11 protein-coding genes are annotated in these 13,836 nt (G+C 67.3%); 2 read left to right on the top strand and 9 right to left on the bottom strand.

What is annotated here, in order from left to right:
* The first annotated feature begins 3 nt into the window (after positions 1–3).
* Complete coding sequence (hglS, locus tag AC1TXO_RS00880) at positions 4–1,389, top strand: 2-oxoadipate dioxygenase/decarboxylase HglS (RefSeq protein ID WP_486404638.1); 1,386 nt, start codon at positions 4–6, stop codon at positions 1,387–1,389.
* Positions 1,390–1,424: 35 nt separating this feature from the next.
* Here hglS and AC1TXO_RS00875 read toward each other — a convergent pair whose 3' ends face one another.
* From AC1TXO_RS00875 to AC1TXO_RS00845, 7 genes are all read right to left on the bottom strand, one after another.
* On the bottom strand, positions 1,425–3,401 hold the full coding sequence (locus tag AC1TXO_RS00875) for a methyl-accepting chemotaxis protein (protein WP_486404637.1): 1,977 nt from the start codon (positions 3,399–3,401) through the stop codon (positions 1,425–1,427).
* A gap of 206 nt (positions 3,402–3,607) precedes the next feature.
* The gene (locus tag AC1TXO_RS00870; protein ID WP_486404636.1) at positions 3,608–5,026 is read right to left on the bottom strand and encodes an efflux transporter outer membrane subunit; all 1,419 of its coding nucleotides are present in this window, start codon (positions 5,024–5,026) and stop codon (positions 3,608–3,610) included.
* The gene (locus tag AC1TXO_RS00865) at positions 5,023–5,898 is read right to left on the bottom strand and encodes an efflux RND transporter periplasmic adaptor subunit (RefSeq protein WP_486404635.1); all 876 of its coding nucleotides are present in this window, start codon (positions 5,896–5,898) and stop codon (positions 5,023–5,025) included. Before AC1TXO_RS00865 ends, AC1TXO_RS00870 begins: the two co-directional genes overlap by 4 nt.
* A complete protein-coding gene (locus AC1TXO_RS00860) occupies positions 5,895–6,107 on the bottom strand; it encodes a DUF1656 domain-containing protein (RefSeq protein ID WP_486404634.1) in 213 nt (70 codons plus the stop codon). Before AC1TXO_RS00860 ends, AC1TXO_RS00865 begins: the two co-directional genes overlap by 4 nt.
* The gene (locus AC1TXO_RS00855; RefSeq protein ID WP_486404633.1) at positions 6,104–8,191 is read right to left on the bottom strand and encodes an FUSC family protein; all 2,088 of its coding nucleotides are present in this window, start codon (positions 8,189–8,191) and stop codon (positions 6,104–6,106) included. The genes AC1TXO_RS00860 and AC1TXO_RS00855 overlap by 4 nt, the downstream gene beginning before the upstream one ends.
* Positions 8,188–8,631 carry a MarR family winged helix-turn-helix transcriptional regulator gene (locus AC1TXO_RS00850; protein ID WP_486404632.1) on the bottom strand — a complete coding sequence of 148 codons (444 nt, stop codon included), beginning with the start codon at positions 8,629–8,631 and terminating at the stop codon, positions 8,188–8,190. The genes AC1TXO_RS00855 and AC1TXO_RS00850 overlap by 4 nt, the downstream gene beginning before the upstream one ends.
* Before the next feature lie 151 nt (positions 8,632–8,782).
* Positions 8,783–9,595 (bottom strand): tetratricopeptide repeat protein, encoded by an 813-nt coding sequence (locus AC1TXO_RS00845; protein WP_486404631.1) that lies wholly within the window; start codon positions 9,593–9,595, stop codon positions 8,783–8,785.
* Between the two features lie 204 nt (positions 9,596–9,799).
* Here AC1TXO_RS00845 and AC1TXO_RS00840 point away from each other — a divergent pair, with 204 nt between their 5' ends.
* Positions 9,800–10,357 (top strand): WCX domain-containing protein, encoded by a 558-nt coding sequence (locus AC1TXO_RS00840; RefSeq protein ID WP_486404630.1) that lies wholly within the window; start codon positions 9,800–9,802, stop codon positions 10,355–10,357.
* Positions 10,358–10,371: 14 nt separating this feature from the next.
* Here AC1TXO_RS00840 and gcvP read toward each other — a convergent pair whose 3' ends face one another.
* Both gcvP and gcvH read right to left on the bottom strand, forming a co-directional pair.
* Positions 10,372–13,245: an aminomethyl-transferring glycine dehydrogenase gene (gcvP, locus tag AC1TXO_RS00835; protein ID WP_486404629.1), complete on the bottom strand. Its 2,874-nt coding sequence runs from the start codon at positions 13,243–13,245 to the stop codon at positions 10,372–10,374.
* 167 nt (positions 13,246–13,412) lie between these two features.
* Positions 13,413–13,796: a glycine cleavage system protein GcvH gene (gene gcvH / locus AC1TXO_RS00830; RefSeq protein WP_486404628.1), complete on the bottom strand. Its 384-nt coding sequence runs from the start codon at positions 13,794–13,796 to the stop codon at positions 13,413–13,415.
* Between the last annotated feature and the right edge of the window lie 40 nt (positions 13,797–13,836).

Raw genomic sequence — 13,836 nt, 5'->3', positions numbered from 1 at the left:
GCGATGCCCGCCCACGATTTCGTCAGCCCCGACAGCATCCGCGCGCAGTTCTCTGCCGCCATGTCGCTCATGTACAAACAGGAAGTGCCGCTGTACGGCACGCTGCTGGAGCTGGTGAGCGAAATCAACCAGCAGGTCATGGCCCGGCAGCCTGAAGTCGCCCAGGCGCTGCGCTGGACCGGCGAAGTCGAACGCCTCGACCAGGAGCGCCACGGCGCGATCCGCGTCGGCACGGCCGAGGAGCTGGCGACCATCGCCCGCCTGTTCGCCGTCATGGGCATGGAGCCGGTTGGCTACTACGACCTGAGTTCGGCCGGCGTACCGGTGCACTCCACGGCCTTTCGCGCGGTGCACGAGCAAGCGCTGCACATCAGCCCGTTCCGCGTGTTCACCTCGCTGCTGCGCCTGGAACTGATCGACAACCCGCCGCTGCGCGAACTGGCCGGGGACATTCTTGCCCGGCGCAAGATCTTCACCCCGCGCGTGCTCGAACTGATCGCCCAGCGCGAACGCGACGGCGGCCTGAGCGCAGCCGATGCCGACACCTTCGTGCAGGAGGCCCTGCACACCTTCCGCTGGCACCAGCAGGCCACGGTCAGCGCCGAGCAGTACCAGCAACTGCACGATCAGCACCGACTGATCGCCGACGTGGTCGCGTTCAAGGGCCCGCACATCAACCACCTGACGCCGCGCACCCTGGACATCGACGCGATCCAGGTCGGCATGCCGGCCAAGGGCATCCCGCCCAAGGCCGTGGTGGAAGGCCCACCGACCCGGCGTCATCCGATTCTGTTGCGTCAGACCAGCTTCAAGGCGCTGCAGGAAAAGGTCGCGTTCAGCGATGCCCAGGGCAGCCATACCGCGCGCTTCGGCGAGATCGAGCAACGCGGCGCAGCACTGACCCCGAAAGGCCGCGCACTCTACGACCGCCTGCTCGACGCCACCCGCGACGCCCTGGGCGGTGTACCGGCCGAGGCCAATGCCGAGCACTACAAGACACTGCTGGCCACCCACTTCGCCGAGTTTCCGGATGACCTGGCGCAGATGCGCGAGCAGGGGCTGGCCTATTTCCGGTACTTCGCCACCGAGAAGGGCCTGGCCGAACGCGGCCAGCAGGGCCGACCTGCAACCCTGCAGGGGCTGATCGAGGCCGGCCACGTGCATTTCGAAGCCCTGGTGTACGAAGACTTCCTGCCGGTGAGCGCGGCCGGGATCTTCCAGTCGAACCTGGGGGGCGAGGCCCAGGCCGAATACGGCAGCAACGCCAACCGCGACGCCTTCGAGGCCGCGCTGGGGCTCAAGGTGCAGGATGAGCTGGCGTTGTACGCGCAGAGCGAGCAGCGCTCGCTGGATGCCTGCGCGCAGGCCTTGGGCGTCGTACTGCGCTGAAGCGGCTTCGCTACTGCAGGTAAAGCGCTTGCGGATCAGCCGCCGACGCGGAAGCGATCCACTTCCTGGCGCAACTGCCCGGCCAGGCCTTCGAGCTCCTTGGCGGTTGCCGCCAGCTCGTTGGCCACATCATGCTGCTCGCTGTTGGCCTGGGCAATGCTCTGCAGGTTGCGGCTGAGCAGGTTCGCCGTGCTGCTCTGCTCCTGGGTGGCGGTGCTGATCGCAGTGAACTGCTCGCCCGCCGCGCGGCTCTGCTCGTCGATGCGTGCCAGGGCCTGCGCGACCTTGTCGTTGCGCTCAAGACCTTCCTGCATCAGGCGGTTGCCCTGCTCCAGGGTGCTGATTGCATGGCCGGTCTGCTGCTGGATGCTGGCGATCATCCCGGAGATCTCGTCGGTGGCCTGGCGGGTACGGGCAGCCAGGCCCCGCACTTCATCGGCGACCACGGCGAAGCCTCGGCCCTGCTCACCGGCACGCGCGGCTTCGATGGCGGCATTGAGCGCCAGCAGGTTGGTCTGCTCGGCAATCGCGGTGATGACCCCGACGATACCGCCGATTTCCTGGGACCGCGCGCCCAGGCTGTCCATCACCGTAGCCGTGCCGCCCAGCGCTTCGGCGATCTGCTTGAGCGAGACGGACGCCTGGTCCATGGCACTGCGGCCGATGCGCGTCTGCTGGGCGTTGTCCTGGGCCATGCGCTCGGTGCCGGCCATGTTCTCGGCGATGTTCATCGAGGTGGCGCTGAACTCCTCCACCGCTCCTGCCATGCTGGTGATCTCGCCGGACTGCTGCTCCATCCCCTCGCAGGCGCCGGACGACAGCCCGGCCAGGGAACGCGAACGTGCGCTGACCTGCTCGGAGGCGCTGCGGATATGCTCGACCATGGTCGCCAGGGCATCGCCCATCTTGTTGAAGCTGCGCGCCAGCTGACCGATCTCGTCCTCGCTGGTGACCGCCAGGCGCGCGCTCAGATCGCCTGCGCCGAGGGACTCGGCCTGGCGCACCAGGTCGTCCAGTGGGCGCAGCTTGCGCCGCAGCAACCACAGTGTGGCGAGCACGGCGAGGATCATCGCCAGCAGGCTGCCGATCGCCAGGCGCAGGCCGACGCTCCAGGTCACTTCGCGGATCTCCGCCTCGGGCATGCTCGCCACGACGGTCCACGGCCCCTCGGCGAAGGGCTCGGCCACGCTGAACAGCTGCTGCTGGCCACTGCTCCAGAACTGCCCTTTGTCACCCAGGGCGGAAACCGCCGCCACCGCCGCTTGCGGATCGGCCACGCCAGCCGGCGGCACCAGCCACTGGCCCTGGTTGTCGAGCAGCGCCAAAGAGCCGGTCTGGCCGATGCGGAAGCGCTTGAGGTTGGCGAACTGGGCGTTCTGCGCATCGGTGTAGTCGAAGCCGACGAACAGCACGGCGATCACCCGGCCGCCAGCATCGCTCACCGGTACGTAGCGGGTCATGTAGTTGCGGTCGAACAGCACCGCGCGCCCCACGTACATCTGCCCGGCCAGCAGTTTGGCGTAGGCCGGGTGCTGGCGGTCGAGCTGGGTGCCGATGGCGCGGCTGCCATCCTGCTTCTTGAGGTTGGTGGTGATGCGCACGAAGTCGTCGCCGCTGCGCACGAACAGCGTGGCGATACCGGCGGTCATCTGCTGGAATTCGTCGACCACGCGGAAGTCGTTGTTCAGCAACTGCTCGCCCAGGTAGAGGGCCGGTGTGGCCTGGCCGGCGACCTGTACGGTCTCGCCGGCGTGCAGCGACAGGCCCGAGGCGAAACGCCGCTCGAACAGCCCGCTCAAGCGCTGGGTGTTGTCGCGCAGCGAACCGTGGAAGGTGTCGAGCTGGTCGGCCAACAGGCGCGCTTCGCTGGCCAGGTGCTGCTGGCGGGTGGCGAGGTTGGCGTCGTCCAGCGAGCGCAGGGCGAACAAGGTACTGCCGGTGATCACCAGCGCCAGCACGATGGCGAGGGCGATGCCGAGTTGCGAGGCAATCCGGGCACGGGGTCGAGACATGGGAAGCTCCTGGCAAGGGGCCGGGATCGTCCTGATCACGCTGACCACCCGCTTGATCGATAAACGGGGAATCGCGCCCTCTTCCGGGACGCTGGTGCTAGTAGATCGGCGTCGCGGGGGAATACTTGAGTGTCGGACCGGGAAATGCGCAAACGTTTTCTACGCGGGGTGATCGCGGAATCGGGGTGCCGGCTTCGCGGTGCCATTCATTGCACCTTCGCCGCCTTCCAGCCACCCCCCAACGCCAGGAACACGCCAATCTGCCCCATCGCTACCTGGGTGTTGGCCGCTGCCAGTTGCGCGCGCACGTCGGTGTAGGCGCGGGTCGCCTGCAGGTCTGCCAGGAACGACTCACGCCCGGCCTCATAGCGGCGGTGGGTCTGGTCGGCCGCTTCCTGCGCCGAACGCTCGGCGTCGGCCAGTGCGTCGCGGCGGTCGAGCAAGGCGCTGTACTGCGCCAGGCGGGTCTGCGTCTCGCGGATGGCGTTGAGCACCACGCCGTCGAAATGCGCCAGCGCCGCCTGGGTCGAGGCTTCGGCCTCGCGGATGCGCGCCCGGGTGCCGTTGGTGGGGATGGCCCAGCTGATCTGCGGGCCGAAGCCCCAGCGGTTGGTCGAAGGCTCGCCGAGGTGCTCGAGAATACCGAGGGTGCCGATCTGCGCGCCGATGCTGATATCCGGATACAAGGCACCCGTGGCCACACCGATGGTTGCGGTGGCTGCCGCCAACTGGCGCTCGGCCTGGCGCACGTCGGGACGGCGCTTGAGCAGCGCCGCGCCGTCACCTACCGGGATCAGCTGCGCCAGATGCGGCAGCTCGGCGCAATCGGCGGTGCCGGCCGGGAGCTGGTCGACCGGCTGGGCCAGCAGCGCGGCAAGGGTGTAGAGCCCGGCCTCGCGCTCGGCATGGAAACGCGGCAACTCGGCGCGCAACGACTTGAACTGGGTCTGCGAACGGGTGACCAGGGAATCGTCACCGCGCCCGGCATCGCGCAGGCGCTGGTTCAGTTGCACGCTCTGCTGCTGCAGGTCCAGCGACTGGCGGGCGATGTGGTATTCCTCATTGGCCGAGCACACCTGGGTGTAGGCCTTGACCACATCGGCCACCAGGGTGATGCGCGCCGTGTCTGCCGCAGCCTGCACGGCGTCGGCATTGGCCTTCGCCGCTTCGGTGCCGCGCTTGAAGGTGCCCCACAGGTCGAACTGGTACGACGCGCTGAGGATCGCCTCACCGATGTTGGTCACCGGGACTTTTTCCGGCAGCAGGAAGGCTTCGGCGGACTCCTGCAGGCGCTGGGCGCCGGCTTTGGCACCGCCACTGAAACCACCCCGGGACTCGGCGACCTCGACCTGGGCGCGGGCCTTGGCGATGTTCGCCGCCGCCACGCGCAGCTCGGTGTTGGCAGTCAACGCCTGGCGTACCAGCGCATTCAGGCGCGGGTCCTGGTACAGCTGCCACCAGTCGTCCGGCACCGGCGCCGACACCACGCTGCCGGCATCCTGGCGCAACGGGCCGTTCAGGTCACCGCGCTGCACCGCCGCATCCTCGGGCACCTGATAGTCGGGGCCGACCATGCTGCAGGCCCCCAGCGACAGGGCCAGCCCCGCCAGGATCAGGTGTTTCATGGCCGCTGCCCCTCGATGATCGACACCGTCGCGGTGCGTCCGGCGATCATGCGAAAGTCCGCCGGCACTTCATCGAAGGCGATGCGCACCGGGATGCGCTGGGCCAGGCGCACCCAACTGAAGGCCGGGTTGACGTTGGGCAGCAGGTTGGCGCCGCTGACCCGGTCGCGGTCCTCGATGCCTGCCGAGAGGCTTTCGACGTGGCCGCGCAGGCGCGTGTCGTCGCCCATCACGCGGATATCCACGGCATCGCCGACGTTGATGCCGCCCAGCTTGGTCTCTTCGAAATAGCCGTCGACATGGTACGAAGCGCTGTCGACCACCGACAACACCGCTCGCCCTGCCGTGACGAACTCGTGGGCACGCGGGGCGCGGTCGTTGAGGTAGCCGTCCACCGGGCTGCGTACCACCGAACGATCGAGATTGAGCTGCGCGGTATCGACCGCAACCTGCGCCTCGCTCACCGCCGAGCGGGCACGGGCCTCGCGCGACTGGCTCTCCTCGAGCTGCTCGGCCGCCACCAGGTTGCCCAGCTTGCGGTTGCGTCGGGTTTCGCGGGCCGCCTGGGCCAGGGTTTCCTCGCGCTCGGACAGGGTCGCCTGCGCCTGGCGCAGGGCCAGGCCGAAACGGTCCTGGTCGATGGTGAACAGCACGTCGCCGCGCCGGACCACCTGGTTGTCGCGCACCTCGACCTTCTGGATCAGCCCGGACACGTCCGGGGCGATCTGGATCACGTCGGCACGGATATGGCCGTCGCGGGTCCAGGGCGCGAACATGTAGTACACGACCATCTGCCAGACCAGCACGGCCGCGAAGGTCACCACCAACAATGTCAGGACCACACGGCCCAAGGTCAACAACGGTTTTTTCATGGCAGCATCAGGCTTCGACAAAAGTGATCCACAGCACCCAGCAGTACGGCGTAGAGGGCAACGTTGAACAGCGCCCGGTGCCAGACCAGGCGGTAGAAATGCAGGCGCACCAGCACGGCGTGCACGCCCAGGAACAAGAGGTAGGTGGCGAACATCATCACCAGCAGCGTGGGCAGGAACACCCCGCTGATATCCACTTCACCGATCACAGCGGCGCTCCATCGATTCCATGTGGCAGTTGCGGTTGTTCGGCCGGCTCGAGCATCACCTCGACACCGGGCAGCAGGGCCAGGCGCAGGCCGGCCAGGGCATGCAGCAGGTGTACGCGGGGCTCGCCGCGCTCGTTCAGTGCATCCAGGGCCAGGGCCAGGCGGGCGCGCTCCATGTTGCGCAGCAGTGCCGCCGGGGCATGCAGCCGTTCACCGGCGCGCAGGCAGGCCGAGTAGTGCCCGCCAACTTCCTCGATGACCGTCTGCAGCCGCTCGCGGGCCTGCGGACCGACCCGTGGCATGTACGCCAGCAGGTCGAGCAGGTTCAGCCCCACGCGCAGATCGCGCAGTGCCACGCCGCTGTCCTGGCCGGTCTGCGACAGGCGTGGCAGGTGCTGCATGAGGCGGTCGAGCATCTGCACGCCGACCTTGCGCTGCTCGGCCAGGCTTGCCGGTTCGGTCATCTCGACGATGTCGCGCCAGGCGAAACGGGTCATGCGCTTGGCCGCCAGCTCCACGCCGAACGGACGTACCACCAGGGTCCAGATGAAGGCGAACAGCAAGCCCACCGGGCCGGCCAGGTTGGAGTTGAGGAAGGTGAAGAAGTCGGCGTCGTACGCACCCTGGATGCTGATGAAGGTCGAGGTGTTGACGATGGTCAGCAGGGTGCCGAGGTAGAAGCGCGGCTGCACGGTCAAGGTGCCGACGATGATGAACGGCACGGCGAAGGCCAGCACCAGCATGGGGAAGTCGTGCAGGTTCGGCAGCACCAGGAACAGGTAGACGCTGGAGAAGATCACCGACATCAGCGTCCAGAAGAAGAAGCGGTAGATCTGCGGCGCCGGGTCGTCCATCGCGGCAAAGAAGCTGCAGGCCACGGCGGCGAGGATCACCGCGCTGGCGCCGTCGTTCCAGCCCAGGCCGATCCACAGGCCGCAGGCGACGACGATCGCGGTGACGGTGGAAAACACCGAGTACAGCATCAGGCCGCGGTCGAAGAACGGCGTCAGCCGGCCCAGGCGCCAATGCCGGTAGACCGCACGCCAGGGCCTGGCGTCGTCCAGGCGCAGGGCATGCTGCAGGGTGCAGCAGTCCTGCCACAGGTCGAGCCATTCGCTGAGGCGGTAGAGGGCGTTGGACAGCAGCAGGGCCTGGCGCTGGTCGAGTTCGTCGCCGCGTGGTTGCAGGCGGTCGATCTGCTCGTGCAGGGCGGTCCAGCGTACGACCGAGGCGCTGTCGGCCGTGCCTGCCAGCCACTCGCGGGCCGATGCCAGCAGCGGCTGGATCTGCGCGAACTGCAGCGGCGCGCGGCCTTCGAGGGCGACCAGGGCATCGTCGAGGGCGTCGATCACCGGCAGCAGGTGGATCATCCGCCCGCGCAGTTCGCGGGCGTTCTTCACCGTGTGCGGCCCGGCGCCTTCGTGGCCGAGCTGGCCGATCATCAGCTCCAGGCTGTTGAAGGTGGCGACCATCGAGCCGCGCAGGCCGGCGATCTTGTCGGCCGCGGTGTCACGGCTCAGGTAGATGTCGCTGTAGCGGATCGCCTCACCGAACCAGGTGCCCGTGGCGCCAGTCACCACCGGCGCCAGCCGGCGTGGCCAGAAGATCGCCCCCACCACCGCCGCGCAGACGATGCCCAGGCAGATCTCCTGGGCACGCGAGGACGCCACATCGAACACTGCCAGCGGGTTGTCGACCACCGCCAGGGCGATCATCGGCAAGGTGTAGCCGGCCAGCATCAGCATGTAGTTGTTCGCGGTGCGCAGGTTCAGCGAGAGGAACAGCAAGGTGCCGGTCCACAGGGCGATGGCGATGCTCAGCAACAGTGGCGATTGCACCAGCGGCGGAACCAGCAGCACCGCTCCGGCGGCGCCGAGCAGGGTACCGACGGCGCGGTACAGCGCCTTGGAGCTGGTCGGCCCGACGAAGGGGCTGGAGACGATGTAAACCGTGGCCATCGCCCAGTAGGGACGCGGCAGCTGCATCAGCAGGGCGATGTACAGGGCGATCATCGACGCGGCAAAGGTACGCACGCCGTAGAACCAGTCGCGCGCCGGCGGCACCGAGCTGAAGAAGCCGTTCAAGCCGAGGTCCCCTGGGCGGCGGCTTCAAAGGCGCGGATCACCCGCAGGGTGGCCTCCAGGTCGGCTGCCGAGATGCCGTGCAGCACCTCGCGGCGCAGGCGGACCAACTCGCTTTCGATGGACTCGGCCAAGGTGCGGCCTTCACGGGTCAGGCTCAGCGCCTTGGCCCGGCGATCGAGCGGATCCTCGGTGCGACACACCAGGCCAGCCTTGCACAGCTGGTCGAGCAGGCGTACCAGCGACGGGCTTTCCAGGCCGGCCGCCTGCGCCACGGCGACCTGGTGCACGCCGTCGCCCAGGCGCACGATCATCAGCAGCGGCACGGCGCAGGCTTCGGAGATGCCATAGCCGGTCAGTGCCGCATGGCAGATGCGCCGCCAGTGGCGACCGGCAACGACCATGCCGCTGCTGACTTTCAGGTGCAGTGCGTCGAGTGTCATGCAAAGGAACCGAGGATATTCATAGTTTGCTAACTATCAATATACGCCCAGCCCTCCCCCCTTCGTCAACCGGGGGCGATGAACAGTCTGTTTGCAGTCGGGATCCGTGGGAGCGGACTTGCCCGCAAAGGCTTCACCACCGCCCCCTGGCTCAAGACTGAACCTGATCCTCCAGCTTCATGGTCAATGCCAATGTGCTGCCCAGCCCGATCGCCTGGTCGCGCCACGTCCGGTAGCGCGCACCGTCGCGGCTGCTGAAATGCACCGCCAGTTCCTCGGCCGCCTGCATCACCCCCGCTGCGGCCGCCAGCTCGAGCCAGTACAGCGCGGCCTTGGTGTCCGGCGCCACATGCACGCCATGCAACTGCCGGTAACCCACCTCGAAGCGGCAACGCGCCTCGCCACGCTGGGCGCCGCGCAGGAACCACTGATAGGCCTCGCGCGCATCCACCTGCCAGTCCTGCTCGGTGTCGCAGACCTCTTCCTCGTACAGGTCGCCCAGCGCCGCGGCAGCGTGCGACAGGCCACGCTCGAACGCATGCCGGTAATGTTCGGCAGCAGCGGCATAGGAGACCGGTACACCCTTGCCGAAGTAGTGCTGCTGCCCCAGGTTGAACCACGCCGCCGCATTGCCCTGCAGCGCAGCCATGCGCAACAGGTGGCTGGCCAGCCCGGTATCGGCGCGCCAGTAGCGTCCGTTGAGCCAGATCCAGCCCAGGTCGTTGAGCACCTCGGCATTGCCCTGCAGCGCCTGGCGACGCAAGTCGGCGTAGACAGCCTGCACGTCCAGCGCCTCGTCCAGGCGGCTGACCAGTGCCGAACGCTCGCCCAGCACCGCCCACTGGTTGGGCATGCCCACCCCGGCGAACGGGCGCAGGTGCCTGCGGGGAATGGCCGGCGTCGGCACGATGCGCTCGGGCAGCAGACGGGCGAGCAGCGAATGGATATTGCTGGCAGCAGACATGTTCATCCTCGTTGAACGGCCCACAGTTCCGACCTCGACTGTGATCAGGCGATTCTGCGCGACGGTACGACAAAACCTGTCGCGAACGATTCACCTGGGCGCAACCATTTCGCGGTTTCGCGTTCTCAGCGAAAAGTGGCGAATTGCCATAGGGCGTTGCGACCGCCATGCTAATGCCGCAAGCCTAGACAAGGACGTTAACCTTTGCCGTTCGCCACGACCCGCGCCACCCTCAGCCGCCAGTGGGCGCTGCTGCGTCAACTGCCCAGCCGCTCGCCCGGAATCACCAGCGCCGAACTGGTGTGGCGCCTGCGTGATGTCGGCTTCAATGTCAGCAAGCGCACGGTCGAACGCGACCTCAACGAACTGTCGCTGATCTTTCCGCTGGAGCGCAATGACAAGAGCATTCCCTTCGGCTGGCACTGGTCGGCCAGCGCCATGGGCGAGCAACGTGGCAATTTCGATCTGCAGGACTACCTGCGCGACGAGCCGCTGCAGGCCGTGCAAAGCGAGGGGATCGAATTGCAGGCCTGGATCAGCGATGCTCTGGCGCGGCAGTTGCGCGAGTCGCCACTGACCGCGCACATGCAACTGACCGCGCTGGAGCAAGGCCACCGGCTGCAGGCAACGCTCGGCGACGGCCCTGCACTGCGCTGGTGGTTGCTGGCCCAGGGTGACGACCTGGTGGTGGAGCAGCCAACCGGGCTGCGCCGGGAGATCGGCCGCACGCTCGACAATGCCGCGGCGAAGTACCGCGACTGACCCCGCCGTCACACTCAGCGATACGCCTCCACCGGCACGCAGGCACAGAACAGGTTGCGGTCGCCATACACATTGTCCACGCGGTTCACCGCCGGCCAGTATTTGTGCAACCGCACATGGGCGGTCGGCGCGATGGCCTGCTCCAGGCTGTAGGCGCGCGTCCACGGCGCCAGCACATCGGCCAGCGTGTGGGGAGCCTGCTTGAGCGGGTTATCCTCCGCCGGCCAGGTGCCGTCCTGCACCTGGGCAATCTCGTCACGGATCGCCAGCATCGCCTCGACGAAACGGTCCAGCTCTGCCTTCGATTCGCTCTCGGTCGGCTCGACCATCAAGGTGCCTGGTACCGGGAACGACATGGTCGGGGCATGGAAGCCGTAGTCCATCAGGCGCTTGGCCACGTCTTCCTCGGTGATGCCGGTCTGCGCCTTGAGCGGGCGCAGGTCGAGGATGCACTCATGGGCCACGCGTTCATTGCGCCCGCGATAGAGCACCGGGAAGGCCCCGGCCAGGCGGCTGGCGAGATAGTTGGCCGAAAGGATCGCCACCTCGCTGGCATCGGCAAGTTGCGGGCCCATCATGGCGATGTACATCCAGCTGATCGGCAGGATGCTGGCGCTGCCCCAGGGCGCCGCGCTGACCGCGCTGTTGTTCGGGTCCAGGCCTGGCACCGGCACCACCGGATGGCTGGCGACGAAGGGCGTGAGGTGCGCCCGCACGCCAATCGGCCCCATGCCCGGCCCACCGCCGCCATGGGGAATGCAGAAGGTCTTGTGCAGGTTCATGTGCGACACGTCGGCGCCGATGTCGGCCGGCCGCGCCAGGCCCACCTGGGCGTTGAGGTTGGCGCCATCCATGTACACCTGGCCACCGTGCTGGTGCACCACCTCGCAAATCTCGCGGATGCCTTCCTCGTACACGCCGTGGGTCGAGGGGTAGGTCACCATCAGGCACGACAGCCGCTCGCCTGCCTGGCGTGCCTTGGCCTTGAGGTCGTCGAGGTCGATGTTGCCGTCGTCGTCGCAATCGACGATCACCACCTCCATCCCCGCCATCTGCGCCGAAGCCGGGTTGGTGCCGTGGGCCGATGACGGAATCAGGCACAGGGTACGCTGCGGCTGCTGGCGGCTGCGGTGATAGCGGGTAATGGCCATCAGCCCGGCATATTCGCCCTGGGCCCCCGAGTTGGGCTGCATGCAGATCGCATCGAAGCCGGTGATCGCGCACAGCCAGCTTTCCAGCTCGTCGATCATCGCCTTGTAGCCCTGGACCTGCGCGGCGGGAGCGAAGGGATGCAGCAGGGCGAAGCCTGGCCAGGTAATGGGGATCATCTCGCTGGTGGCGTTGAGCTTCATGGTGCAGGAGCCCAGCGGGATCATCGACTGGTTCAGCGCCAGGTCCTTGTTTTCCAGCTGCTTGAGGTAGCGCAGCATCTCGGTTTCGCTGTGGTGCAGGTTGAACACCGGATGCTCGAGCAACGGCGTGCTGCGCTGCAGGCCGTCGGGCACGGCTGGCGGCAGGGGCTGCTGGTCGAGGGTGGCGACGTCCAGGCCGTGGTCGACGCCGAGGAAGATGTCGAACAGCTTGAGTACCGTCGCCTCGTCGCAGGTCTCGTCCAGGCTCACCCCCAGGTGCCCGCGCCCGAGAATGCGCAGGTTGATGCGCGCGTCCTCGGCGCTTTCGATGATCGCTGCCTGGGCTCCGCCGACGTCGAGGGTCAGGGTGTCGAAGAAGTGCCGGTTGAGGCGCTTGAGGCCCTTGGCCTCCAGGCCGGCGGCGAGGATCTGGGTCAGGCGCTGCACGCGCCGGGCGATGCGTCGCAACCCCTCGGGCCCGTGGTAGACGGCGTAGAACCCGGCGATATTGGCCAGCAGCACCTGCGCCGTGCAGATGTTGGAATTGGCCTTCTCGCGGCGGATGTGCTGCTCGCGGGTCTGCAGGGCCATGCGCAGGGCGGTGTTGCCGCGCGCATCGCGCGACACGCCGATGATGCGCCCGGGCATGGCACGCTTGTAGTCGTCGCGACAGGCGAAGTACGCCGCATGCGGGCCACCGTAGCCCATCGGCACGCCAAAGCGTTGGGTCGAGCCGAGCACTACATCGGCACCCGCTTCGCCGGGCGGGGTGAGCAGCACCAGGCTGAGCAGGTCGGCGGCCACGCAGGCCAGGGCCTGACGGGCGTGCAAGCGCTCGATAAGCGGCCCCAGGTCGCGGACTTCGCCATGGGTGTCGGGGTACTGCAGCAACGCGCCGAACACCTCGTGCTGGTCGAGGTTGTCCAGCGAGTCGACGATCAGTTCGAATCCGAAACCCTCCGCCCGCGTACGCAGCACCGAGAGTGTCTGCGGATGGCAGTGCTCGTCGGCGAAGAATGCATTGCTCTTGCTGCGCGCGACGCGCTTGGCCAGGGCCATGGCTTCGGCGGCAGCGGTGGCTTCGTCGAGCAGCGAGGCGTTGGCCAACGGCAGGCCACTGAGGTCGATGATCATCTGCTGGAAGTTGAGCAGCGCTTCCAGGCGACCCTGGGCGATCTCGGGCTGATAAGGCGTATAGGCGGTGTACCAGCCGGGGTTTTCCAGCACGTTGCGCAGGATGACCGTGGGCGTGACGGTAGCGTGGTAGCCCATGCCGATCAGGCTGGTCCACACCTGGTTCTGCGCCGCATACCCGGCGAGCCTGGCCAGGGCGGCCTGCTCGTCGAGGGCTGGCGGCAGCTCCAGCGGGCGCCCCAGGCGGATGCCCGGCGGTACGGTCTGCTCGATCAGTTCGCCACGGCTGGCCACGCCCAGCGCCGCGAGCATGGCGCTCTGCTCGCTGGCATCGGGGCCCAGGTGACGGCGCAGGAAAGGGTTGGGCTCTTGCAGTTGCTGCAGGGACGGCGACTGGGACATGGCGATCTTCTCTTCCCGGACCAGTTCTCATGGAGACTTACAAGTCTAGGAAGGGATCGGCGATGTTGCCGGTAAATCGTGGCGAGCTGCGTAAACAGGGGCGAGTTGCGTGCCAATGATTCGAGCGCCTTCTTCGCGGCCGAAGCCGCGAAGCAGGCGACGCGATTTCACTCGCCGATGGCAGCCTTGTAGCCTGCCGCATCCAGCAGCTTGTCCAGCTCGGCCTTGTCGCTTGGCTTGAGCTTGAAGATCCACGCCTCGTAGGGTTCTTCGTTGAGCAGCTCCGGGCTGTCGGCCAGTTCTTCGTTGACGGCGATGACCTCACCGCTCACCGGCGCGTAGATGTCGGAAGCGGCCTTGACCGACTCGACCACACCGGCCGCATCACCGGCTGCGAAGACCTTGCCCACTTCGGCCAGCTCGACGAAGACCACATCACCCAGGGCTTGCTGGGCGTGGTCGCTGATACCGACGGTCACAGTGCCGTCAGCTTCCAGACGCGCCCATTCATGGCTTTCGGCGAAACGCAGGTCAGCGGGGATATTGCTCATGTCTCGTATTCCTCGATTGGCTCAGCGGTCTACCGCCGGT

Source organism: Pseudomonas sp. FA117 (genome assembly GCF_057370475.1).
Note: the sequence above shows the minus strand (reverse complement) of the source record. Positions and strands in the feature narration are given on the sequence as shown.

What these genes read in the sequence shown, in the direction of transcription:
- hglS (WP_486404638.1), top strand. Translation starts at nt 4, where the DNA reads ATGCCCGCCCACGATTTCGTCAGCCCCGACAGCATCCGCGCGCAGTTC.
- AC1TXO_RS00875 (WP_486404637.1), bottom strand. Translation starts at nt 3,401, where the DNA reads ATGTCTCGACCCCGTGCCCGGATTGCCTCGCAACTCGGCATCGCCCTC.
- AC1TXO_RS00870 (WP_486404636.1), bottom strand. Translation starts at nt 5,026, where the DNA reads ATGAAACACCTGATCCTGGCGGGGCTGGCCCTGTCGCTGGGGGCCTGC.
- AC1TXO_RS00865 (WP_486404635.1), bottom strand. Translation starts at nt 5,898, where the DNA reads ATGAAAAAACCGTTGTTGACCTTGGGCCGTGTGGTCCTGACATTGTTG.
- AC1TXO_RS00850 (WP_486404632.1), bottom strand. Translation starts at nt 8,631, where the DNA reads ATGACACTCGACGCACTGCACCTGAAAGTCAGCAGCGGCATGGTCGTT.
- AC1TXO_RS00845 (WP_486404631.1), bottom strand. Translation starts at nt 9,595, where the DNA reads ATGTCTGCTGCCAGCAATATCCATTCGCTGCTCGCCCGTCTGCTGCCC.
- gcvP (WP_486404629.1), bottom strand. Translation starts at nt 13,245, where the DNA reads ATGTCCCAGTCGCCGTCCCTGCAGCAACTGCAAGAGCCCAACCCTTTC.
- gcvH (WP_486404628.1), bottom strand. Translation starts at nt 13,796, where the DNA reads ATGAGCAATATCCCCGCTGACCTGCGTTTCGCCGAAAGCCATGAATGG.